General features: G+C 72.0%; 19 protein-coding genes. 12 read left to right on the forward strand and 7 right to left on the reverse strand.

Going from position 1 to position 22,545, the window contains the following annotated elements; all coding sequences use genetic code 11:
* Position 1: 1 nt before the first annotated feature.
* Positions 2-256 carry a MoaD/ThiS family protein gene (locus BG482_RS21020; protein WP_069770601.1) on the reverse strand — a complete coding sequence of 85 codons (255 nt, stop codon included), beginning with the start codon at positions 254-256 and terminating at the stop codon, positions 2-4.
* 68 nt (positions 257-324) lie between these two features.
* Positions 325-1,164 carry a S9 family peptidase gene (locus tag BG482_RS21025; RefSeq protein WP_079141977.1) on the reverse strand — a complete coding sequence of 280 codons (840 nt, stop codon included), beginning with the start codon at positions 1,162-1,164 and terminating at the stop codon, positions 325-327.
* 232 nt (positions 1,165-1,396) lie between these two features.
* On the opposite strand from BG482_RS21025, the gene BG482_RS21030 reads away from it, so the two are divergent.
* The 8 genes from BG482_RS21030 to BG482_RS21065 all read left to right on the forward strand — a co-directional run bounded on the left by BG482_RS21030 (position 1,397) and on the right by BG482_RS21065 (position 10,509).
* Positions 1,397-2,185, forward strand: a complete 789-nt coding sequence (locus tag BG482_RS21030) for a response regulator transcription factor (RefSeq protein ID WP_069770603.1) — start codon at positions 1,397-1,399, stop codon at positions 2,183-2,185.
* Between the two features lie 105 nt (positions 2,186-2,290).
* A complete protein-coding gene (locus BG482_RS21035; RefSeq protein WP_079141979.1) occupies positions 2,291-3,313 on the forward strand; it encodes a LacI family DNA-binding transcriptional regulator in 1,023 nt (340 codons plus the stop codon).
* A gap of 296 nt (positions 3,314-3,609) precedes the next feature.
* On the forward strand, positions 3,610-4,773 hold the full coding sequence (locus BG482_RS21040; RefSeq protein ID WP_069770605.1) for a S1C family serine protease: 1,164 nt from the start codon (positions 3,610-3,612) through the stop codon (positions 4,771-4,773).
* A 31-nt stretch (positions 4,774-4,804) separates the two neighbouring features.
* Positions 4,805-5,014, forward strand: coding sequence for a hypothetical protein (locus BG482_RS21045; RefSeq protein ID WP_069770606.1), 210 nt, complete (start codon positions 4,805-4,807; stop codon positions 5,012-5,014).
* A gap of 122 nt (positions 5,015-5,136) precedes the next feature.
* The gene (locus BG482_RS21050; RefSeq protein WP_069770607.1) at positions 5,137-5,874 is read left to right on the forward strand and encodes a response regulator transcription factor; all 738 of its coding nucleotides are present in this window, start codon (positions 5,137-5,139) and stop codon (positions 5,872-5,874) included.
* Positions 5,871-7,346 (forward strand): HAMP domain-containing sensor histidine kinase, encoded by a 1,476-nt coding sequence (locus BG482_RS21055; RefSeq protein ID WP_069770608.1) that lies wholly within the window; start codon positions 5,871-5,873, stop codon positions 7,344-7,346. Before BG482_RS21050 ends, BG482_RS21055 begins: the two co-directional genes overlap by 4 nt.
* 378 nt (positions 7,347-7,724) lie before the next feature.
* Positions 7,725-8,102 (forward strand): hypothetical protein, encoded by a 378-nt coding sequence (locus BG482_RS21060; RefSeq protein ID WP_069770609.1) that lies wholly within the window; start codon positions 7,725-7,727, stop codon positions 8,100-8,102.
* 307 nt (positions 8,103-8,409) lie between these two features.
* On the forward strand, positions 8,410-10,509 hold the full coding sequence (locus BG482_RS21065) for a pectinesterase family protein (RefSeq protein ID WP_069770610.1): 2,100 nt from the start codon (positions 8,410-8,412) through the stop codon (positions 10,507-10,509).
* Positions 10,510-10,739: 230 nt separating this feature from the next.
* Here the strand turns inward: BG482_RS21065 and BG482_RS21070 are convergent, their stop codons facing one another.
* The gene (locus BG482_RS21070) at positions 10,740-12,551 is read right to left on the reverse strand and encodes a bifunctional UDP-sugar hydrolase/5'-nucleotidase (RefSeq protein ID WP_069770611.1); all 1,812 of its coding nucleotides are present in this window, start codon (positions 12,549-12,551) and stop codon (positions 10,740-10,742) included.
* Between the two features lie 158 nt (positions 12,552-12,709).
* Here BG482_RS21070 and mshD point away from each other — a divergent pair, with 158 nt between their 5' ends.
* Complete coding sequence (mshD, locus tag BG482_RS21075) at positions 12,710-13,636, forward strand: mycothiol synthase (protein WP_069770612.1); 927 nt, start codon at positions 12,710-12,712, stop codon at positions 13,634-13,636.
* Positions 13,637-13,897: 261 nt separating this feature from the next.
* Here the strand turns inward: mshD and BG482_RS21080 are convergent, their stop codons facing one another.
* The 4 genes from BG482_RS21080 to BG482_RS21095 form a co-directional block, all read right to left on the reverse strand.
* Positions 13,898-15,451 (reverse strand): ABC transporter, encoded by a 1,554-nt coding sequence (locus tag BG482_RS21080; protein ID WP_069770613.1) that lies wholly within the window; start codon positions 15,449-15,451, stop codon positions 13,898-13,900.
* On the reverse strand, positions 15,448-16,365 hold the full coding sequence (locus BG482_RS21085) for an ABC transporter ATP-binding protein (protein ID WP_079141981.1): 918 nt from the start codon (positions 16,363-16,365) through the stop codon (positions 15,448-15,450). Before BG482_RS21085 ends, BG482_RS21080 begins: the two co-directional genes overlap by 4 nt.
* 59 nt (positions 16,366-16,424) lie before the next feature.
* Positions 16,425-17,267 carry a hypothetical protein gene (locus BG482_RS21090; RefSeq protein WP_069770614.1) on the reverse strand — a complete coding sequence of 281 codons (843 nt, stop codon included), beginning with the start codon at positions 17,265-17,267 and terminating at the stop codon, positions 16,425-16,427.
* 67 nt (positions 17,268-17,334) lie between these two features.
* Positions 17,335-17,883 carry an RNA polymerase sigma factor gene (locus BG482_RS21095; protein ID WP_069770615.1) on the reverse strand — a complete coding sequence of 183 codons (549 nt, stop codon included), beginning with the start codon at positions 17,881-17,883 and terminating at the stop codon, positions 17,335-17,337.
* Positions 17,884-18,310: 427 nt separating this feature from the next.
* Here BG482_RS21095 and BG482_RS21100 point away from each other — a divergent pair, with 427 nt between their 5' ends.
* Genes BG482_RS21100 through BG482_RS21110 form a run of 3 tightly spaced genes read left to right on the forward strand, consistent with a single transcriptional unit; the run spans position 18,311 to position 22,416 of the window.
* Positions 18,311-20,668 carry an RNA degradosome polyphosphate kinase gene (locus tag BG482_RS21100; protein ID WP_107450668.1) on the forward strand — a complete coding sequence of 786 codons (2,358 nt, stop codon included), beginning with the start codon at positions 18,311-18,313 and terminating at the stop codon, positions 20,666-20,668.
* On the forward strand, positions 20,649-21,950 hold the full coding sequence (locus BG482_RS21105) for a CHAD domain-containing protein (RefSeq protein ID WP_069770617.1): 1,302 nt from the start codon (positions 20,649-20,651) through the stop codon (positions 21,948-21,950). The genes BG482_RS21100 and BG482_RS21105 overlap by 20 nt, the downstream gene beginning before the upstream one ends.
* A gap of 31 nt (positions 21,951-21,981) precedes the next feature.
* Complete coding sequence (locus tag BG482_RS21110; protein WP_069770618.1) at positions 21,982-22,416, forward strand: NUDIX hydrolase; 435 nt, start codon at positions 21,982-21,984, stop codon at positions 22,414-22,416.
* The last annotated feature ends 129 nt before the right edge of the window (positions 22,417-22,545 follow it).

The raw sequence follows: 22,545 nt of genomic DNA on the forward strand, positions 1-22,545 counted from the left end.
CTCACCCTCCTGCGAACGGCGGGAGCACCTCGACCGTGCCGCCGTCGGCCAGCCGTACCGTCTCATGTGCGCGGGTGCCCACGGGGTCACCGTCGACGAGGAACGAGCATCGCTGCAGGACACGCACGAGTTCGCCGGGGTGTCGCTCCCGCGCGGCGGCGAGCGCCTCGGAGAGCGTGGCCGCGTCGTGCGGCTCCTCGGCGACTCCGGCCGCGGCCTTGGCGGCCGCCCAGTAGCGCACCGTGACCTTTGCCATCTCGTCCCTCAAGTCAGTTCGTCACTTCACGTCTCGGTGGTCGACACGGTGGTCAACAGGGCCCAAGGCTAGCCCGCCCGCGCGACCGCCCAGTCCCCGATGCGGGCCAGCAGGTCGTCGGCGGCGGCGTGCTCGGCGTGGCCCATGCCGTGCTCCAGCCAGAGTTCGGCGTGGCCGGCGGAGGCCTCGGCCAGCATGCGGGGGTGGTCGAGGGGGAAGTAGCCGTCCCGGTCGCCGTGCACGATCAGCAACGGGGTGGGCGCGATCCTCGGCGCCGACTCGACCGGGGACGGCGGCACCGGGTCCCAGTCCCGGTGGTGGATACGGGTGCGGAACCCGTAGCGGCCGACCAGCCGGCCTGCCGGGCGGGTGACCATCCAGTGCAGCCGGCGCATGGGAGCCGTGCCGCGGTAGTACCAGCGGGCGGGCGCGCTCACGGAGACCACGGCGTTCACGGCCCGCCCGGGCAGGGCCGCGTGCCGCAGGACCACCGAGCCGCCCATGGAGAAGCCGACGGTCACCACGCGCGCGTGCCCGAGCGAGCGCGCCCACTCGACGGCGGCGGCCAGGTCCAGCACCTCACGGTCGCCGACGGTGGAGCGTCCGCCGGAGCGGCCGTGCCCACGGAAGGAGAACGTGACGACGGCTCCGTGCCGGGCGAAGGCGGCGGCCACCCGGCGCAGGTGCGGGCGGTCCACGTCCCCCGTTAACCCGTGCGCGATCACGAACACCGGGCGACGGACGGGTGACCCGGAGGCGTCGTATACGACGTCACCCGGTTCGTATACGGAATCGATGGAAATCCCGTCGGCGGTGGTCAGAAACGTCCGCAATGGTGCGCACCTGCCCGTCTCGGAATTCGGACGAACGGTGGAACGCGCCACATGACCTGCCGGACCCCTGCTCATGTGGGCTATTCTGCTGGACAGAGGACTCGGGCAGCGCAGCCCCCGGGTCCTTTCGTGCTTTCGGAAGCGTTGTATACGAAATGGCGACCGGGTGGGAAACACCAGGTGACCGTGGGTGTACGGCCCCCCGGGAACGCGAGCAGTGCCGCAACAGCCGCAGTGCCGCACGACTCCCCCACTGCCCCATGGCGCGGGAGGGGCCCCACGCAGGGACCGAGGAGGAACCAGACATATGAGTTCTCTGCTGCTCCTGACCAACGCTCTCCAGCCGTCGACGGAAGTACTGCCGGCCCTCGGCCTGCTGCTGCACAACGTGCGGGTGGCCCCGGCGGAAGGACCCGCTCTCGTCGACACCCCGGGCGCCGACGTCATCCTCATCGACGGCCGCCGCGACCTGCCGCAGGTCCGCAGCCTGTGCCAGCTGCTGCGCTCCACCGGTCCGGGCTGTCCGCTCATCCTGGTCGTGACCGAGGGCGGCCTCGCGGCCGTCACCGCCGACTGGGGCATCGACGACGTACTGCTCGACACCGCCGGCCCGGCCGAGGTCGAGGCGCGGCTGCGACTGGCCATGGGCCGCCAGCAGATCGTGGCCGACGACTCCCCGATGGAGATCCGCAACGGCGATCTGTCGGTGGACGAGGCGACCTACAGCGCGAAGCTGAAGGGGCGGGTCCTGGACCTCACCTTCAAGGAGTTCGAGCTCCTGAAGTACCTCGCCCAGCACCCGGGCCGGGTGTTCACACGCGCACAGCTGCTCCAGGAGGTCTGGGGCTACGACTACTTCGGCGGCACCCGCACGGTCGACGTCCACGTACGGCGTCTGCGCGCGAAACTCGGCCCCGAGCACGAGTCGCTGATCGGAACGGTCCGCAACGTCGGTTATCGATTCGTTACCCCCGAGAAGGGGGAGCGCGCCGTCGACGAGGCGAAGGCCGACACGGACCGGTCCGAGCGGGCAAAGGCGGAGGATGCGGACGACACGGACGCCCGCGACGCCGCCGAGGTCTCGGCGGAGGCGTAGTACCCGTCGGTAGGCGCCGCGCCGGCTCGGACAGGGCGTTGCTTGCGCACAGGGAAGGTTCCGTTCGCCCTGCCCAGAGCGGGTCCATCCGCGTAGACTCCGTGCGTGGCAAAGGTGACTCGGGATGATGTGGCGCGGCTGGCGGGGACTTCGACCGCCGTCGTCAGTTACGTCATCAACAACGGACCCCGGCCGGTCGCCCCGGCCACGCGCGAGCGTGTCCTCGCCGCCATCAAGGAGCTGGGGTACCGGCCCGACCGGGTCGCCCAGGCGATGGCGTCCCGGCGGACCGACCTCATAGGCCTGATCATCCCGGACGCCCGTCAGCCCTTCTTCGGCGAGATGGCGCACGCGGTCGAGCAGGCCGCCTCCGAGCGCGGGAAAATGGTGCTGGTCGGCAACACCGACTACGTCGCCGAGCGCGAGGTCCACTATCTGCGGGCGTTCCTCGGGATGCGGGTGTCGGGCCTCATCCTCGTCAGCCACGCGCTCAACGACCAGGCGGCCGCCGAGATCGACGCCTGGGACGCCCGGGTGGTCCTGCTGCACGAACGCCCCGAGGCCATCGACGACGTCGCCGTCGTCACCGACGACCTCGGCGGCGCCCGGCTCGCCGTACGCCACCTCCTGGAGCACGGTCACGCCTACGTGGCCTGTGTCGGCGGCACCGCCGAGACCCCCTCCGTCGGCGACCCCGTCTCCGACCACGTCGAGGGCTGGCGTCGGGCGATGGACGAGGCCGGGATCAGCACCGAGGGCCGCCTCTTCGAAGCGCCCTACAACCGCTACGACGCCTACCGCGTCTCCCTGGACCTGCTGTCGGGCCCCGACCGGCCGCCGGCCGTCTTCTGCTCCACCGACGACCAGGCGATCGGCCTGCTGCGCGCGGCGCGCGAGCTGCGCATCGACGTGCCCGGCGAGCTGGCGGTCATCGGCTTCGACGACATCAAGGAAGCGGCGCTCGCCGACCCGCCCATGACAACGATCGCATCGGACCGCTCGGCGATGGCCCGCGCCGCGGTCGACCTCGTCCTGGACGACGGTCTGCGGGTGGCCGGGTCCCGGCGCGAGCGGCTGAAGGTGTTTCCGTCCCGCCTCGTCGCCCGCCGCTCCTGCGGCTGCGAGTAGCCTCCGGCTTCTGCACTGCGAGCAACGCCCGGCTTCTGCGACTGCGGGCAACGCCCGGCTTCTGCGACTGCGGGCAGCGCCCGACCTGCGGTGGCGAGCAGCCCCGGTCCTGTGGTGGCGAGCAGCCCCCGGCAGCGGTTCCCGGCAGGCTCCACGATCCCGGCAGGTCCCATGAGACCTGGCTGAGAGAGACCGCCCCGCTCCCGGCTCGGTGTTCATCACCGGCACACGAGGTTCTGGCGGCGTTCTCAGGGAGCACTCAGGGAGCTCTCATGGTGAGGCGACAAGCTTCTTCCATGACCGAGAGCTTCCGCCGCAGCGGCGAGTACGAGAACCCGTACCAGGCCCCGTTCGAGGGCGCCCGGCAGCACGCCTCATCCCCCGCGTCCGCCTCTCCCGTGACCCCCTCCCCGGTGAACCCGGAGTGGCCGCCCCCGCCGGCGTACCGTCCGGCCGGGCAGGCTCCGGTCGAGCCCACCGCCGTATGGCAGACCCAGGCCGCCGGCGGCGCGGGCGACGGCCACGGCGGCGGAACCGCTCCGCTCCCCCCGGTGACCGCCGAGCCGGCTCCCCCCGCACGGAAGAAGCGAGCCCGCGGCCCGTTCGCGCTGCTCGCCGCCGTGGCGGTCGTCGCGGCCGCGATAGGCGGCGGCACCGCCTACGGCATCCAGGAGCTGACCGGCAAGGACACGGTGGTCTCCTCGTCCACCACCACCAGCGTGGTGCCCTCCAGCAAGACGGGTGACGTGGCCACCATCGCGGCGACGGTCAGCCCGAGCGTCGTCGAGGTCAGCGCCACGCTCAGCAACGGGACGTCCACCGGCTCCGGCGTGATCATCACCGGCAACGGCGAGATCGTCACCAACAACCACGTCGTCTCGGGCGCGAACTCGATCAAGGTGAAGACCAGCGACGGCACGTCGTACACCGCGAAGGTCGTCGGCACCGACAGCAAGAAGGACCTCGCGCTGATCAAGCTGGCGAACGCCTCCGGGCTCAAGCCGGCGACCCTGGGCAACTCCGACGGCGTCAAGGTCGGCGACTCGGTCGTGGCGATCGGCTCCCCCGAGGGCCTGACCGGCACCGTCACCAGCGGCATCGTCTCCGCCCTGAGCCGGGACGTGACCGTCTCCACCGGTGAGAACCCGGGTCAGCAGCAGGGCGGCGGGGGCGGCAACTGGCCGTTCCAGTTCGGCGGCCAGCAGTTCAACGGCGACACGGGATCGTCCACGACGACCTACAAGGCCCTGCAGACGGACGCCTCGCTGAACCCCGGCAACTCCGGCGGCGCCCTCATCGACGCCGGCGGGAACATCATCGGCATCAACTCCGCGATGTACTCGGCCGCGGCGGACTCGTCCTCCTCCGACGCCGGCAGCGTCGGCCTCGGCTTCGCCATCCCCATCAACACCGTCAAGGCCGACCTCGCCACGCTGCGGGCCGGCGGCTCCGGCAGCTGAACCCACCACCGACCGAGCCAGGGAGCACGTCATGATCCAGCAGGTTTCGCACACGGTGACCGGTGTCGGCGCGGCCGACGTCGCCCTGGCCCTCGACGTGGCGTACGAGCTGCACCCGCCGACGGCAGCGACCCGCGCGCCCGAGGTGGCGGCCCCGCAGCTGATGGGCCTGCGCACCACGGCGGCCCGCCCGCACCGGCGCAAGGTGCCGCTGAACCGGCTCGCGGCCATGCGCGGCTGATCCCGCGCCCGCCCGCCCCGGCCTTCCCGCACATCCGGGGAACCGTGCGACGCTGAACGCACTCAGCAGGTTCAGCAGGACCGGCCTCCCGTCGTCCCACCACACCCGAGGAATCCACGCCCATGAGCCCCGTCGAAGGCGACCGTGAGACCCAGCGCATCCTGATCGTCGACGACGAGCCGGCGGTACGCGAAGCACTCCAGCGCAGCCTCGCCTTCGAGGGCTACGGCACGGAGGTCGCCGTGGACGGCGCGGACGCCCTGGAGAAGGCCACGGCCTACCGCCCCGACCTGGTGGTACTGGACATCCAGATGCCGCGCATGGACGGCCTGACGGCGGCCCGCCGCATCCGGGGCGCCGGCGACACCACCCCCATCCTGATGCTGACCGCCCGCGACACGGTCGGCGACCGGGTGACGGGACTGGACGCGGGCGCCGACGACTACCTCGTCAAGCCGTTCGAGCTCGACGAGCTCTTCGCCCGGGTGCGGGCCCTGCTGCGGCGCAGCTCCTACGCGCCGGCGGCCGGCGCGGGGGCCCTGGCGGACGACGAGGCCCTGACCTTCGGCGACCTGCGCATGAACCTCGCGACGCGGGAGGTGACGCGGGGCGGCCGCCAGGTCGAGCTGACCCGCACGGAGTTCACGCTGCTGGAGATGTTCCTGGCGCACCCGCGCCAGGTCCTCACCCGTGAGCAGATCCTGAAGGCGGTCTGGGGCTTCGACTTCGAGCCGTCCTCCAACTCGCTCGACGTGTACGTCATGTACCTGCGGCGCAAGACGGAGGCGGGCGGAGAGCCGCGCCTCGTGCACACCGTGCGGGGCGTGGGGTACGTGCTGCGACAGGGCGGAGCGGAGTGAACAGGGTCGTACGGCGGTTCCGGGCCCTCCCCATCCGGGCCCGGCTGTCGATGCTGGTCGCCGCCGCGGTGGCCTTCGCGGTGGCGGCCGTGTCGGTGACCTGCTGGTTCATCGTGCAGGGGAAGCTGTACGACCAGATCGACCAAGACCTGCAGAAGTTGCTGAGCATGCCACGGCTGCAGGAACAGGCCAACGTGGCGGTCAACAACTGCACGACGAAGACCTCGCAGGATTTCGGCAACGGGCCGCGCAACGCGTACTACCAAGTGGTCACGGAGGACGGGAAGTCCTGCGTGATGCCGTACTCCATCGGCGCGGTCAAGGTCACTCGTTCCGACACCGACCTGATCAGGCAGGGAAGCGGCTCGCACGGGATCTTCCGCAACGGCACCGACACGGACGGCGACGACGTACGAGTCCTCACCCTGCCGGGATTCACGGTCACCGACTCGTCCTCTCGGAACACTTCCAACGCCGCCCTGCTCATCGCTCTCCCGCTCAAGAACACCCAGTCCACCCTCAACGACCTCGCACTGCTGCTCCTCCTCGTCTCCGGCGTCGGAGTGCTCGGCGCCGGCGCCGCCGGTCTCGCCGTCGCGCGGGCCGGGCTGCGTCCCCTCGACAAGCTGACCGAAGCCGTCGAGCACGTGGCCCGGACCGAGGACCTGAACGTCCGCATCCCCGTCGAGGAGGACGCCGAGGACGAGGTGGCCCGCCTCTCCCGCTCCTTCAACTCGATGACCGCCTCCCTCGCCACCTCTCACGAGCTCCAGCAGCAGCTGATCGCGGACGCCGGACACGAGCTGCGGACCCCGCTGACCTCCCTGCGCACCAACATCGAGCTGCTCACCCGCAGCGAGGAGACGGGGCGTCCCATCCCCGCCGCCGACCGCAAGGCGCTGCTCGACTCCGTCAAGGCGCAGATGACCGAACTCGCCTCGCTCATCGGCGACCTGCAGGAGCTGTCCCGCTCCGAGGGCCAGCGCGGCGAGCGCGTGCAGGTGGTCTCGCTGGAGGAGACCGTCGAGTCGGCGCTGCGCCGGGCGAGGCTGCGCGGGCCGGAGCTGACCATCACCGCCTCGCTGGAGCCCTGGTACACCCGGGCGGAGCCGGCCGCGCTGGAGCGCGCGGTGGTCAACGTCCTGGACAACGCGGTGAAGTTCAGCCCCGTGGGCGGCACGGTCGACGTGCGGCTGGCGGGCGGGACGCTGACCGTGCGCGACCACGGCCCCGGCATCCCCGCCGAGGAACTCCCGTACGTCTTCGACCGGTTCTGGCGCTCCCCCAGCGCCCGCGCCCTTCCGGGCTCGGGCCTCGGCCTGTCGATCGTCGCCCGCACCGTGGAACAGTCCGGAGGCCAGGTCGCCCTGGCCCGCGCGGACGGCGGCGGCACGGTGGCGACGGTCCGGCTGCCGGGCGCGCCCACCCCTCCGCCGGAGGATCCCCCCGCCGGCTCGCCGGAACTTCCCTAGGACTCCAGCAGGACTTTGCCGTCTGACCGGCGGGTTTTGCCGGGCGGCTGGAGTGTGGAGGGACGTCGACCGTGCGGGGCTCGGCCGGGTTGCACGCCGATACGTCGTCAACTTCCGTCCACACAAGCCATGTTGGTCCACAACTCGACCGATGCGGAACGTGGGCCCGATGGACTCTGTGCATAGTGCGCTGTGGACCCTCCGCCAACGACAGGCGGACAGCCCTCGGGCATGGTGGTGATCGCCGCGGGAGACAACCGGACAACAGCGCAAGTCGCTGTCGTACAAGGCGAGTTGGCGGATAGCGCGGCATGCGCGCGATGTGGTTGTCCGCTGCTCGCGCCCAGCGGCCCCTGACCGACTCTACCGAGGAGAAACATGAAGTACCGATTGGCCGGGGCGCTTGCCCTGGCAGCAGCCGGCCTCCTGATCGGCGGAGGCACTTCGTACGCCGCCGACTCGGGTGTCTACACGGGCACCAGTGGCGGCTGGGCCGGATGGACCGAGAACGGCGACACCCTGACGGTGTGCGACCTGAGCTCGGACGGCTACGGGGTTCGCGGCTACATCTACACCCCCAATTCCAGCAGCGACCCGGGTAACGGCACCGTCCTCATCAAGGGCAACGACCCGAGCAACGACGGCAACTGCGCCACGTTCTCGAAGAACCTGAGCGAGTCGAGCCACATCTCCATCAAGGTCTGTGAGTACGCGGGAGACGTGGTCACCGCCTGTAGGTACACCGCCATCCGGTAGTCGAGCGCCGCCGGGCGGGTCCCGGAGCCGAGCGCTCCGGGACCCGCCCTGTCGCGTCGTCCTGAACCGTCAGCCGGCAGGAACCGGACGCCCATGCCTCGCGTCGCAGGGCTTGGCATCGTGTCCTGCACCCCTCTTTTCCGGAGTACCGGAAGTGCTCAGAGTTCGGCAACCTTGCCGTGCCGGGCGGCGACTCACCCGCAGTCAAGCCTCCCCCCACGGAAGGGTTCGCCGTATGAGCGAGCATCGCCGCACAGCGTCCGAGCCGGCCGGGACGACCGGGTCGGCCCGGTCCAACAGGTCTGCCATGTCTGCCAGGTCTGCCAAGTCCCGTCATCGCCGAGGCGGGAAGGCGCTCTCGGCCGGCGTCCCTCTCACCCTGATCGCCGTCGGCACCCTCGGCTACGGCACGGATCTCGGCCTCTTCGGCGCGGCCGGGCAGGCTACGGCCTCCGCCGCTACCGCCCCCGTGCCCGCCGCTGCGCCCGCCTGGGCCACCGCCTCCGCCGACGGCTTCGCGTCCGTAGACGCCCTCGGGCAGAACGGCACCTACGGCGGCCGGGACGGCAGGACCGTCACCGTGAAGACCCTCGCCGACCTGGAGAAGTACGCGACGGCCACCGAGCCGTATGTCATCGTCGTCGCCGCGACGATCACCATGGACCCGGTCGGCAAGGAGATCAAGGTCCGGTCGGACAAGACGATCGTCGGCTCCGGGACCGCCGGGCAGATCGTCGGCGGCGGCTTCTTCCTCGGCCAGGGCGTCCACAACGTGATCCTCCGCAACCTGACGATCCGGGACGCCTACCAGGGCGTCTGGAACGACAAGGAGCACGACTACGACGGCATCCAGATGGACGGCGCGCACCACGTCTGGATCGACCACAACGACATCCGGCACATGGCCGACGGGCTGATCGACAGCCGTAAGGACACCACCTACCTGACCGTCTCCTGGAACAAGCTCAGCCAGGAGAACAAGGCGTTCGGCATCGGCTGGACCGACAACGTCACCGCCGACATCACGATCCATCACAACTGGATCCGCGAGACCGAACAGCGCAACCCCTCCACGGACAACGTCGCCCACGCGCACCTGTACAACAACTTCCTGGAGGACGTGCCCGGGACGGCCGTCAAGTCGTCCTACGGCGACTACGCGCGCGGCAGGACCAACATGGTCCTGGAGAACTCCTGCTTCCAGGGCATGACCAACCCCGTCATCCGGGACGCCACCGCGACCCTCGTCCAGCGCGGCAACGTCTTCTCCGGCACGAGCGGCAGGAACGAGAGCGGCGGCACGGGCGCGGCCTGGGACCCGAAGACGTACTACGCCTACACCCTCGACAAGGCGGCGGACGTGCCCGCGCTGCTCAGGTCGGGTGCGGGCCCGCGCAGTTCGGTCGGCACGGCCCCGGCGGCCGGCACGGCGGCCACGACGAAGGCCGCCGCCGCGACCACGCTCACCGTCGCCAAGGACGGCAGCGGGCAGTACTCGACCGTGCAGGCCGCGGTGAACGCGGTCCCGGCGAACAACCCCTCGCGTGTCGTGATCGCCGTCAAGCCGGGCACGTACCGCGAGCTGGTCAAGGTGCCGTCCAACAAGCCGCACGTCACCATCCGGGGCACCGGCGGCAGCCGCAAGGACACCACGATCGTCTACAACAACGCGTCGGGCACCCCCAAGCCCGGCGGCGGCACCTGGGGCACCGGCGGCAGCGCCACCGTCGCGGTCGAGGCGGACGACTTCCAGGCACGCAACCTGACCATCTCCAACGACTTCGACGAGGGGGCCCACCAGGACATCGCCGGGCAGGCGGTAGCCCTGCGGACCGCCGCCGACAAGGTGTTCCTGGACGGTGTCATCGTCAGCGGCGACCAGGACACCCTGCTGGTGGACACCGCGTCCAAGGACCGGCTGGGCCGCGTCTACATGGCCGACTCCTATGTCGTCGGCAACGTCGACTTCATCTTCGGCCGCGCCACCGCGGTGATCGACAGGTCGGTCATCACGCTGAAGAAGCGCTGGAACGGCACCTCGGCCGGGTTCGTCACCGCCCCCAGCACAGCCGCCGGCCGCAAGGGCATCCTGATCACCGACTCCACGGTGAACGGTGACGTGTCCGACCGCAGCTTCTACCTCGGGCGTCCCTGGCACGCCGGGGGCGACGCGAGCCTCGACCCGCAGGCCACCGTCCGCAACACCACCCTGAGCGCCGCGATCAGGACCGCCCCCTGGACCGACATGAGCGGCTTCTCCTGGAAGGACGACCGGTTCGCCGAGTACCGGAACAAGGGCGCGGGGGCGGGCGCCGCGAGCACCGACCGCCCTCAGCTCACCGACGCGCAGGCCGCCGGCCAGGAGGTCGGGGACTGGCTGGGGGACTGGACCCCCAGCGCGTCCTGACCTGATCGGCGTGCGCCCGGACGGGACCGGCGGGTCCCGGGGCACGGTGGCGGGCGGGGGCTGCATCCCCGCGGGCGGCACAGCGTTCGGCTGGGTCATCCGGTGACCCGCCGCACCGCACGACCGCCCCGCTGAACGGCACGACGACCGGGCAGGAACACCCGCTTTCGTACGACGAGGCGGCCGCGTCGGTGACGCGGCCGCCTCGTCGCCCCCAGGGGAGGTGGGTGCTACTGCGTGATCGTGATCCGGTTCGCCGCCGGCGGGGCCAGCGGGCCCGAGGCCGAGGAGCCGGCCGTCAGGTACTGCTCCAGGGCGGTCAGGTCGTCGGTGCCGACCAGATCGTTCGTGCCCAGGCCCAGCGTGGTGAAGCCGTCGCCGCCGCCCGCGAGGAAGCTGTTGGTCGAGACGCGGTAGGTGGCGTTCGGGTCGATCGCCGCGCCGTCGAGCCGGATGGAGTCCGTGACGACGCGGTCGGCCCCGCTCTTCGTCAGGTCCAGCGTGTACGTCAGGTTGGCGGACGGCTGCAGGATCTTCGGGGCGCTCGCGTTCGCCCCGCTCACCTGCTCCTTGAGGACCTGGACCAGCTGGGCGCCGGTGAAGTCCTGCAGGTTCACGGTGTTGGAGAAGGGCTGGACGGTGAATCCCTCGGCGTAGGTCACCACGCCGTCGCCCTCACCGCCCTTGGCCGCGTAGGTCAGACCGGCCCGGACGCCGCCCGGGTTCATCAGCGCGAGGTCCGTGCCCGGGTCGAGCTTGCGGCCGTACCAGAGCTGGGCGTCCGCGATCAGGTCGCCCATCGGGGACTCGGTGCCCGTGTTGGGGACGTCCGCGGAGATGTAGCCGATCGGCCGGTTGCCGACGGGAGCCGCCAGGGTGTTCCACCTGCTGATCAGCTCGGTCATGTCGGGCGCCTTGGCGACGGTCCGGGTGACCACGTGGTTCGCCGACTTGACCGCCGTGCGCGCGATGTCGCCGGTGTAGCGGTCGTACGTCAGCGTGGTGTCCGTGTAGAGGCGGCCGAAGGACGCGGCCGAGGTGACCGTGCGCGGCTTGCCCGACGGGTCGGGGATCGTGCAGGCGTAGGCCGCGTGCGTATGGCCCGTCACCAGCGCGTCCACCGCAGGGGTGACGTTCTTCGCGATGTCGACGATCGGGCCGGAGATGCCGGCGCCCGCGCCCGGGGAGTCGCAGTCGTAGTTGTACGCCCCCGAGGCCGGCAGACCGCCCTCGTGGATCAGCGCCACGATCGACTTCACGCCCTGCTTCTGCAGCACCTTGGCGTACTTGTTGATCGTCTCGACCTCGTCCTTGAACTTCAGGCCCTTGACGCCCTCGGCGGAGACGACGCCGGGGGTGTCCTCCAGCGTCACGCCGATGAAGCCGATCCTGACGTCCTTCTTCTTCCAGACCCAGTACGGCTTCAGGATCGGCCGGCCGGTCTTCTCGTTCAGGACGTTGGCCGCCAGGTACGGGAAGTCCGCACCCTTGAACTTCTTGTCCGTGTAGCAGCCGGCCGTCGGGTGACAGCCGCCGTTCTGCAGCCGGGCCAGCTCCTTCGCGCCCTCGTCGAACTCGTGGTTGCCGACGGAGGTGACGTCCAGATCGAGCTTGTTCAGCGCCTCGATGGTGGGCTCGTCGTGGAACAGACCCGAGATCAGCGGGGACGCGCCGACCATGTCGCCGCCGGCAGCGGTGATCGAGTACTTGTTGCCCTTGCGGGCCTCACGCAGATGCGTGGCCAGGTACTCCACACCGCCCGCGTCGATCGTCTTCGTCGTGCCGTCCGCCTGCAGCTCCGTGACACGGCCCGACGAACCCGACGGCGGTTCGAGGTTGCCGTGCAGGTCGTTGAAGGACAGCAGTTGCACGTCCTGGTAGCGGCTCGGCAACGGCTTGCCGTGCCTGCCGTCGTGGGCGTCCGCCGGGAGCGCGGCGGCAAGGGCACCGGCGGTGGCGAGGACCGCGGAGGCGGCGACGAGACGGTACGAACGGCGTCGGCCGCGTCTGTCGGTCCGGTGCGGCTGGGAAGTGGCTGGCATGCGCCCCCCTGTGGTCGGCTGGGAATAGGTGGCTCCCGTCCGGCGCAGCCTAAGGTCAACGCGCGTAGCGCGACAGGGGGTTCGTGGTTACATCCTGGTTTCCCTTTGCCCTCTCCTTTGCCCCCACTTTGCGGCGTCCGCCCCTTACCCTCGTACGCATGACCAGCGACGACATCGCACGGATCCCCGGCTCCCGATCCATCGAGACCCACTCCGAGCTCTCCCCCGCACAGGTCGGGGCCGTCCTCGAACTGCTCGCGGCGGCCGCCCGGACGGACGGCCAGCAGGCGGTGTCCGAACAGGGCAGGCTGCAGCTGCGCGGCGGCCCCCGCGACGGCGTCTGCCATCTGGTCCTCACCCTCGACGACGAAATCGTCGGGTACGCCCAGTTGGAGGACACCGACCCGGTCGAGGCACCCGCCGCCGAACTGGTCGTCCACCCCTCCCACCGCGGGCACGGGCACGGCCGGGCGCTCGGCTCGGCCCTGCTGGCCGCCTCCGGCAAGCGGCTTCGGGTCTGGGCCCACGGCGGCCACTCCGCCGCCCGGCACCTCGCCCAGGTCCTCGGGCTGACGCTGTTTCGCGAACTGCGCCAGATGCGGCGGCCGTTGACCGGCCTCGAGCTGCCCGAGCCGGTACTGCCCGCGGGCGTCAGCGTGCGGGCCTTCGTGCCCGGCCAGGACGACTCCGCCTGGCTCTCCGTCAACGCGGCCTCCTTCGCCCACCACCCCGAACAGGGCTCCCTCACCCAGCGCGACCTGGACGACCGCATGTCCCAGCCCTGGTTCGACCCCGCAGGCTTCTTCCTCGCCCACCGCGGCGAGCAGCTCGTCGGCTTCCACTGGACGAAGGTCCACGCCGAGGAACAGCTCGGCGAGGTGTACGTCCTCGGCGTCGCCCCCGGCGCACAGGGGAGCGGCCTCGGCAAAGCCCTCACCACGATCGGCCTGCGCCATCTCGCGGCGCAGGAACTGCCCACCGCGATGCTGTACGTCGACGCCGACAACAAGGCGGCGGTGTCGGTGTACGAACGGCTGGGCTTCGTCACGCACGAAACGGACCTGATGTACCGCTCGGAGACGTGACGCGCCCGCAGGCCGAGCCGGTGCGGTGCCGATGCCTGTGCTTGAGCCTGGGCCTGCGCGATCGGCAGGCGCTCTCGTCGGCGGCGTCCCGGGCCGGAGCGCGCACGCCCAGCAGCTGCGCCGCGCGGGCGGTCGTGGTGCCCGGTGCGCTCGGCCCGGTCCAGAAGACCCTCGCCTGGCGTCGGTCCGGTCGGTGGGACGAGCACGGCGGCAGTGACGGTCGCAGCCCACCCCTCAGCTCCGCCTGCCCCACTCCTTGCCCTACTCCTCGCACTTCTCCGCCTCCTTGGGCACCTCGACGCCCAGGAGCCTCGCGGCCTGCGCGGTCGTCGTGCTCGCGGACGTCAGCTGCGCCCAGTGAGCCTTGACGCGCGCCGCCATCGCGGCACGAGGACGCTCCAGCAGTTCCCGGATCACCGTCGTCTGCGGGCCCGTCAGGCTCAGTCCGTTCGTCGGAGCCAGGACCTGGGCGGAGCCGCTGAGGCTGTCGTCGAGCCGCAGGTTCCGGAACGTGTCCGTCGGGGTGGGGTCGGTGCTCAGGACCAGCCATATGACGGTCACCGCGCGCGCGTCGTCGCACAGCTCCTGCGTCGTCATGTCCTCCGAGCCCCCGACCAGGACCACGGCGGCGCCGACCGCGAACTCGGGGACGCGGTTGCCGCCCCAGCGGGTGCCGACGGTCACCTCGCCCGGCGTGGAGGAGGGGTCGAGGTCGCCGTCGACCTCCACCTGGTCGTCGATGTAGACGCGCTGGCGGACCGTCAGGCGCGCCTGCGCCGCCGTACCGCCGGCCGCGGACTGCACGCGGTCGACGACCTCGGCCCAGTCGGACCGCACGGTGCTCCACTCGTCGAACGAGCAGTACGTCGAGCGGCCGTGCTGCGCGCACGACTGGACCTTCTGCGGGGTGGCCGCCGCCGTCCTGCGAGCCGCGTCCAGCGCCTTCGCGTCACTCGGGAGCTGGCCGAGCGCGCCGATCACGGTCACCGCGAGCGCGAGGACGGTGGCCGCCTTGACGGCCTTGGTACGGCCCCCGGCCCGCAGCAGCGCCACGCAGGCCAGCACCGCGCACAGGCCCGTCGCGTAGAGAGCGTGCCAGCCGGCGGGGCGGCCCAGCAGATCGCTGGGGACCGGGTCGCCGCCGGTCCGGGCGACGAACACGATCGGCGAGAGCCAGCCCTCCCACCGGCCCGCGTTTTCCGCATCGGAGGCGAGGACGAAGAGCAGGTAGAGGGGGATCGAGACCAGTATGGGAATGAAGGAGGAGGGCAGCAGACGGGCCAGCAGCACTCCCAGGACACCGGCCAGCAGCACGGTCAGGGGACCGGCGGCCAGCTCGCCCACCGAGCCGTGGCCGATCGCACCGGGCTTCAGCGCCTCCCGGCCGAACTCGCCCGCGACGACCAGCGCGGTGAGCGCCGCGTACGGGACGACGGACAGCACATGGGCGAGGGTGCGCCGCCAGGGCTCCATCGCCAGGACGTCGAACTGCTGCACCGTGTTGTGCTTCCGTGAACGCAGCGCGGCCGCGTTGCAGCAGATGAACACGGCCATGGCGAACAGCAGAGGTTCCGTCTGGGTCTGCCGGTCGATCGTGTTGAGGACGGGATAGTCGTCCATGCCGTCCCGGTCCATGAACCCCAGGGCGACGTAGCCGACGTAGAGGGCGAAGGTCAGCAGCAGCGGGACCTGCAGCAGCAGCTCCCGGGCCTCGAAACGGGCGAGGTCGAGGACGGCTCGGACCTGGTGGCCCTCGCGCGGGGGCTCGGCGCGCCCGGGCGCCGGCTGGTTGATCGTCACGTTCGCCGTGCTCATGCCGTCACCGCCGCGTCGTCGCCGTCGAGGGCGAGCAGATAGCCGTCCTCCAGGGTGGGTTCCAGGAGATCGGCGCCGTTCGGGGGATCGCCGACGTTCCGGAAGGCGCCGCTGCCCGTACGCCAGCCGGCCAGGGCGTTCGGGTCGCGTTCGGAGCTGCTCCAGACCCGGCCCGCCGCGCGGGCGGTCAGCTCGGCCGGGGCGCCCTGGAAGCGCACACGGCCGCGGGCCAGCACCACGACGCGGTGGCAGAGCATCGCCACGTCCTCCGTCAGGTGGGTGGACAGCAGGACCGTGCGGCCCTCACCCGCCTCGGCGATCAACTCGCGGAAGCGCATGCGCTGTTCCGGGTCGAGGCCGACGGTCGGTTCGTCCAGTACGAGGAAGCCGGGGTCGCCGACGAGCGCGGCGGCCAGGGCGACGCGCTGACGCATGCCGCCGGACAGCCGCTTGATGCGGGTCCCGCGCACCTCGGAGAGGTCGACGGCGTCCAGCACGCGCCGCACCTCGCGCAGCCGGGCGGATCGGTCGGTCAGCTCCTTCAGGATCGCCACGTAGTCCACGAAGTCGAAGGCCCTGAAGTCCGGATGGAAACCGGGGTTCTGAGGCAGATAGCCGAGCGTGCGGCGCAGCGCGAGGCGCCCGGAGGCGGTGCCGGGGTCGTGGCCGAGAGCCGTGAACCGCCCACCGTCCGGCGGGACGGCCGTGGCCAGCACCCGCAGCAGGCTCGTCTTCCCCGCGCCATTGGGGCCCAGCAGGCCCGTGACACCCCGGCTCAGCCGCAGCGAGACCCCGTCGAGGGCCCGAGTCCCACCGAAACGCAGGGACAGGTCGGTGGCTGTCAGGGTGGCGGGGCCCGAGACGCCCGGGCCGTCGTGGCCGGGAGCGGGCCCGGGAACGGATGCGGCGGTCATGTGAGGCTCCTGGGGATCCGGGTGGCGGGCGGGGGCGGACTCGGGACCGGGACGTCGGGTCATAGGGCGCCGCCGTCGTGGAAGCCGCCCAGGGGACGCGCGTCCAAGCGGTCGCGGCCCTGGTAGAGCAGCAGGGCGGCGAGGACGGCCACTCCCGCCGCGGTCGCCTGACCCGCCGCCGTGAACGGCGCGAGCGTGTCGTGCGCCTGCGTCTGGACCCTGGCGACGGCCAGCAGCGCCAGCCACCCCCCGCCGACCAGGGTGGGCGCGAGGACCGAACCCAGCCGGGTGCTCAGCGCGAGCCCCGTGGCGGTCAGGGCGAGCGCCGGCAGCAGCCAGGCCAGGGCCGCCAGCCCGTACTCCGGAAGGGCCAGCGTGGCGAGGCCGTTGAAGACCAGCCCCGCGGTGAGCACCGCCACCGTGCGGATCATCAGCAGCCGGAAGCCGTGCAGCGGGGCGACCACCGCCATCTCGTACGTCGGGTCGAGCGACGGCCCGTAGGACAGGGCGACCCCGGCGAGCGGGAGCAGCGGGGCGAGCGCGAGGAACAGCGTCGGCTGATCCGCCACGCGCACCGCCAGTACCGTCATGACCAGCAGGAACAGCACCGACAGCAGCCAGGAGCGGCGCAGCACCGGTGTGGCCGCGAGCAGGCGTGCGGTGTGGTCGGCCACCCCGAGCCGCGCCAGCAGCCGCTCGACCGCGCTCGGCCGCGGCGCGTCCAGCTCGGCGTCGAGCCGCTCCCAGCCGGCGTCCAGGGCGGCCGGGTCGGCGGCCTCGGCGAGCCGGGACCGGCACGGGGCGCACCCGGTGAGATGGGTGTCGGCCGACCACAGCAGGGGTGGCGCCAACTCACCCTGCGCGTAGGCGCGCAGGTCGTCCTCCGGCACGTGCCACGTCATGCCATGACCTCTCTCGACCGCTCGTCGCCCACGCGGACGCGCAGACCTGCTCCGCACACGTGCCGCCTCATGCCAGCGCCTCCCGCAGTTGCTTGCGGGCACGCAGGGCCCGCGTCTTGACCGTGCCGGGCGGGATGCCGAGCAGAACGGCCGCCTCCCGGGTGGTGAGCCCGTCGATGACGGTGGCCTGCAGAACGGCACGCAGCTCAGGCGAGAGTCGGGTGAGGGCCCCGGCGAGGTCCCCGTGCTCCACCCCCGCGAGCACGCGTTCCTCCGCCGAGGCCTCGTCGCGGTGGCGCAGCCGGGCCAGCGTCTGGCGCAGCCGACCGCGCGCCCCGTCACCGCGCAGGGCGTCGACCAGACGGCGGGAGGCGATGCGCCACAGCCAGCCGGCCGCGTCGGAGGAGCCCTGCTCACGGTGGCGGGCGGTGCCGCGCCACACGGCGAGGAACGTCTCCTGGACGACGTCGTCGACTATCCCGGCGTCGGCGCACCGGCCGCGCATGCGCGCGGTCAGCCACGGGGCGTACCGCCGGTACAGCTCCTCGAAGGCGTGACGGTCCCGGTCTGCCGCGATGGCCCGCAGCAGCTCCCCGTCACTTCTCGTTTCGCTCACATCTCCTCATCGGACGAGCCCCGCCGGTCGGTTCACGGTTCGGCCCACGATCTTTCCGGACCCGCTCCCCACCCCCTGCTCACGCCCCACGACCCACGCCCGCCCCCTGTCACGACTCCCGGCCCCGACCCCCCTCTCCCGATCCCACCGCTACCGCCCGCCGCCCACCCGGCCGCCGCACGCCCCACCCCCCGATCGGCCCCGGCGACCCCCGCCCGGCCCTGTCCGCGCCCCCGTGTCCGCGTCCCCCTCCACACCCCCGTCCCCGTCCGTGTCCAGGCCCTGCCAAGGCGCCGCACAGGCCCTCTCCGGACGCCGCCCGCCCCCTGCCCGCCCCTGCGACCCGACCCCCGCGGGCCGCCCCCCGATATCCCGCACGCCATGTCTCCGTAACCGTCGGTTAAGACGACCTTGCGAGGCTCGGCGAATGAAGCCCGCCGTGCCCGAGCCTTCGCCGCCTCCCGAGGGAATCCAGCCCCACGGAGGCTCCGCCGCGATCCCGCCCGCACGTTCCGACGCGCCTGTAACGCCCTTCGCGCGGAAGAATGGGTACATGAGCCAGTCAGACACCCAGGCCGAGGTCCAGCACGCGCAGCCCTCCGTGGGCTCCATAGCCGCGCACCGCCCGCACACCGTGGCTGCCGTCGTCTCCGATCTGGAGCCCGACATCGACGCCGACCTCGACACCTACGAGGAGGCGCCCTACGACGGGCCCGAGCTCCCGCAGGGTCGTTTCCTCGACCGGGAACGCAGCTGGCTCGCGTTCAACGAGCGCGTCCTGGAGCTCGCCGAGGACCCGAACACGCCCCTCCTGGAGCGGGCCAACTTCCTCGCGATCTTCGCGAGCAACCTGGACGAGTTCTTCATGGTCCGGGTGGCCGGTCTGAAGCGCCGCATCGCCACCGGCGTCGCCACCCGCTCCGCCTCCGGCCTCCAGCCGCGCGAGGTGCTGGAGATGATCTGGGCCCGCTCGCGCGAGCTCATGGCCCGGCACGCCGCGACCTACCACGAGGACATCGCCCCCGCCCTCGCGGAGGAGGGCATCCACCTGGTCCGCTGGAGCGAGCTCACGGAGAAGGAGCAGGCACGCCTGTTCACCCTCTTCCGGCACCAGATCTTCCCGGTCCTGACCCCCCTCGCCGTCGACCCCGCGCACCCCTTCCCGTACATCTCGGGTCTCTCGCTGAACCTCGCGGTCGTCGTGCGCAACCCGGTCAGCGGTCATCGGCACTTCGCGCGCGTCAAGGTGCCGCCGCTGCTGTCCCGCTTCCTGGAGAGCTCCCCCGGCCGCTACGTCCCCATCGAGGACGTCATCGGCGCCCACCTGGAGGAGCTCTTCCCGGGCATGGAGGTGCTGGAGCACCACGCCTTCCGGCTCACCCGCAACGAGGACCTGGAGGTCGAGGAGGACGACGCCGAGAACCTCCTGCAGGCCCTGGAGAAGGAACTCATGCGGCGCCGCTTCGGGCCGCCGGTGCGCCTCGAGGTCGAGGAGTCCATCGACCGCGAGGTCCTCGACCTGCTGGTGCGCGAACTGAAGATCTCCGAGGCGGAGGTCTACCCGCTGCCCGGCCCGCTCGACCTCACCGGCCTCTTCCGCATCCACGGCCTCGACCGACCCGAGCTGAAGTACAAGAAGTTCATCGCCGGCACCCACCGTGACCTCGCCGAGGTCGAGTCCTCCTCCCCGCCGGACATCTTCGCGGCCCTGCGCAGCCGGGACGTCCTGCTGCACCACCCGTACGACTCCTTCTCGACGTCCGTGCAGGCCTTCCTGGAGCAGGCGGCCGGCGATCCGGACGTCCTCGCCATCAAGCAGACCCTGTACCGCACCTCGGGCGACTCGCCGATAGTCGACGCGCTCATCGAGGCCGCCGAGTCCGGCAAGCAGGTCCTCGTCCTGGTCGAGATCAAGGCCCGGTTCGACGAGCACGCCAACATCAAGTGGGCGCGCAAGCTGGAGGAGGCCGGCTGCCACGTCGTCTACGGCCTCGTCGGTCTGAAGACGCACTGCAAGCTGTCGCTCGTCGTCCGCCAGGAAGGCGACACGCTGCGCCGCTACTGCCACGTCGGCACCGGCAACTACCACCCGAAGACGGCCCGGCTCTACGAGGACCTCGGTCTGCTCACCGCCGACCCGCAGGTCGGCGCGGACCTCTCCGACCTCTTCAACCGGCTCTCCGGGTACTCCCGCCGCGAGACCTACCGCCGTCTCCTGGTCGCCCCCAAGTCGCTGCGCGACGGCCTGATCTCGCGCATAGACAAGGAGATCCAGCACCACCGCGCGGGACGGCCGGCGCATGTGCGCATCAAGGTGAACTCGATCGTCGACGAGGCCCTCATCGACTCCCTCTACCGGGCGTCGCAGGCGGGCGTGACGGTCGACGTGTGGGTGCGCGGGATCTGCGCGGTGCGCCCGGGCGTCCCCGGCCTCTCGGACAACATCCGGGTCCGTTCCATCCTCGGCCGCTTCCTGGAGCACTCCCGGGTCTTCGGCTTCGGCAACGGCGGGGAGCCCGAGGTGTGGATCGGCAGCGCCGACATGATGCACCGCAACCTCGACCGCCGGATCGAGGCCCTGGTCAGGGTCACCGACCCGGGCCACCGCGCGTCCCTGAACCGGCTGCTGGAGACCGGCATGTCCGACGGCACCGCCTCCTGGCACCTCGGCCCGGACGGCGAATGGACCCGGCACTCGACCGACGCGGACGGCGGCCCCCTGCGCAACGTCCAGGAGATGCTCATAGACGCCCGGAGGCGCCGGCGTGGCACAGCGACACCATGACCTGACCGGCCCCGCGGCCGGGCCCGCGACGACGGGGGACGCCCTGGCCGGCTACCTCCGGGACCAGGCCACGGAGTTCCTCCGCGCGCTGCGCCTGCACCGGGAGTCGGGGGGAGCCGCGTCGCACCACTCGACGCACGCCGGCGGCCCCGCCGGCCGGGCGCATCCACGCGCGGGGGACGCCGGAACGGCGGGCGGACCGTCCGAGGACCGGACCGACGCGGTGCGCGCCCTGCGCCGCTCGGCCCGCCGCATCAGCGGCAGCCTCCACACCTTCCGCCCACTCCTCGACCCGGACTGGTCGGACGACATCCGGCCCGAGCTGGCCTGGCTGTCGGGCACGCTGGCGCTGGAGCACGCGTACGGGGCCCGGCTGGAGCGACTGCTGCTGGCGCTGAACCGGCTGTCCGGCTCGACGCCCTCCGCACCCTCCACGCCCTCCGCGCCGATGTCGATGCCGGTACCGGTCCAGGCGCAGGCCCAGGCGCAGATGCAGCTACAGGCACAGACACCGGCGCAGGCCCAGCCGCAGACGTCGCTGCAAACGCAGACTCAGACTCAGGTACAGACACAGGTGCAGCGGCAGACCGGCGGCGCGGCCGGTCAGGCCATGGGGGGCGGCGGCCGGTCAGGCGCCCACCCGGCCGCCCCGGACCGCGGCCACCTCACCGTGGGCGCGGCGAAGGCGGGCGCCCTCCTGGACCGTCAGCTCACCCTCGCCCGCACCCGGGCCCACTCCACCGCGCTGCAGGCCCTCGGCTCCTCCCGCTTCCACGCCGTCGCCGACAAGGTCGCCGTCCTGGCCAGCGAGGTCCCCCTCACACCCGCCGCCGTCACCGCCGATCTGCGCCCTCTGGCCCAAGCGGCGGAGGAACGTCTCGCCGACGCGGTCACGGCGCTTCCGCTCATCACCGCGGGCAGCCCCTACAACGCGGAGGCCCTGATCCACGGCCTCTCCTCGGACCCGGCCCCGCACCCGCAGGACGCGCCCTGGCACCAGGTCCGCCTGCTCCTGCGGCTGCACCGGTACGCCTGCGAGGTCGTCCACGGCGGCGGCGCCCCCCTGGACGTCCGGCTGGTCACCGCGGGCCAGGCACTCGACCGGCACCGCGATGCCTCGGAGGCGGCGTCCGCCGCGGCGCAGGCGGCCCGCACCCCCCGCATCGCGCCCGCGACCGCGTACGCGCTCGGCGTGCTGCACGCCGACCAGCGCCACGAGGTGGAGGCGGCGCGTTACGCGTTCCAGCGGTCGTGGCAGAAGCAGACCATCGGCAAACCCTGACGGGAGAGGGGCGACAGGCGGTGAGAACCCGGTGAGCACTGAGAGGAACCCCGAGGACGACGACGTCGTCCGGGCGGCGGGCTGTGTGCTGTGGCGCCTTTCGCCGGTGGACGCCACGCTGGAGGTGTGTCTCGTACATCGACCCAAGTACGACGACTGGTCGCACCCCAAGGGCAAGCTGAAACGCGGCGAGGACCCGCTCGCGGGCGCCTTGCGCGAGGTGGAGGAGGAGACGGGCCACCGTGCCGTCCCCGGCGCTCGCCTGCCCACCGCCGAGTACGAGGCGAACGGCCGCCCCAAGGAGGTCCGCTACTGGGCCGCCGAGGCCGTGTCCGGCGCTTTCGCCCCGACCGACGAGGTCGACCGCCTCCTCTGGCTGGCCCCGCCCGCCGCCCGCGACCGGCTCACCCAGCCGAGGGACCGCTGTCTCCTGGACGCCCTGTTGCAGATCCTGCCCCTGACCTGACGGACACACCGTCGAGCAGCGGCCCCGGGCTGTTACGGCCCCCGCCGTGGCCCCGGGCTCGCCCCGGCCTCCCGACCCGGTCCCGTCCGGGCCGCGACGTCCCCCCGAGCGGGCCGCGACGTCCCCCCG

Source organism: Streptomyces sp. LUP30 (assembly GCF_001746365.1).
Lineage (GTDB): Bacteria > Actinomycetota > Actinomycetes > Streptomycetales > Streptomycetaceae > Streptomyces.

What these genes read in the sequence shown, in the direction of transcription:
- BG482_RS21020 (WP_069770601.1), bottom strand. Translation starts at nt 256, where the DNA reads ATGGCAAAGGTCACGGTGCGCTACTGGGCGGCCGCCAAGGCCGCGGCC.
- BG482_RS21025 (WP_079141977.1), bottom strand. Translation starts at nt 1,164, where the DNA reads ATGAGCAGGGGTCCGGCAGGTCATGTGGCGCGTTCCACCGTTCGTCCG.
- BG482_RS21030 (WP_069770603.1), top strand. Translation starts at nt 1,397, where the DNA reads ATGAGTTCTCTGCTGCTCCTGACCAACGCTCTCCAGCCGTCGACGGAA.
- BG482_RS21040 (WP_069770605.1), top strand. Translation starts at nt 3,610, where the DNA reads ATGACCGAGAGCTTCCGCCGCAGCGGCGAGTACGAGAACCCGTACCAG.
- BG482_RS21045 (WP_069770606.1), top strand. Translation starts at nt 4,805, where the DNA reads ATGATCCAGCAGGTTTCGCACACGGTGACCGGTGTCGGCGCGGCCGAC.
- BG482_RS21050 (WP_069770607.1), top strand. Translation starts at nt 5,137, where the DNA reads ATGAGCCCCGTCGAAGGCGACCGTGAGACCCAGCGCATCCTGATCGTC.
- BG482_RS21060 (WP_069770609.1), top strand. Translation starts at nt 7,725, where the DNA reads ATGAAGTACCGATTGGCCGGGGCGCTTGCCCTGGCAGCAGCCGGCCTC.
- BG482_RS21065 (WP_069770610.1), top strand. Translation starts at nt 8,410, where the DNA reads ATGTCTGCCAGGTCTGCCAAGTCCCGTCATCGCCGAGGCGGGAAGGCG.
- BG482_RS21070 (WP_069770611.1), bottom strand. Translation starts at nt 12,551, where the DNA reads ATGCCAGCCACTTCCCAGCCGCACCGGACCGACAGACGCGGCCGACGC.
- mshD (WP_069770612.1), top strand. Translation starts at nt 12,710, where the DNA reads ATGACCAGCGACGACATCGCACGGATCCCCGGCTCCCGATCCATCGAG.
- BG482_RS21080 (WP_069770613.1), bottom strand. Translation starts at nt 15,451, where the DNA reads ATGAGCACGGCGAACGTGACGATCAACCAGCCGGCGCCCGGGCGCGCC.
- BG482_RS21085 (WP_079141981.1), bottom strand. Translation starts at nt 16,365, where the DNA reads ATGACCGCCGCATCCGTTCCCGGGCCCGCTCCCGGCCACGACGGCCCG.
- BG482_RS21090 (WP_069770614.1), bottom strand. Translation starts at nt 17,267, where the DNA reads ATGACGTGGCACGTGCCGGAGGACGACCTGCGCGCCTACGCGCAGGGT.
- BG482_RS21100 (WP_107450668.1), top strand. Translation starts at nt 18,311, where the DNA reads ATGAAGCCCGCCGTGCCCGAGCCTTCGCCGCCTCCCGAGGGAATCCAG.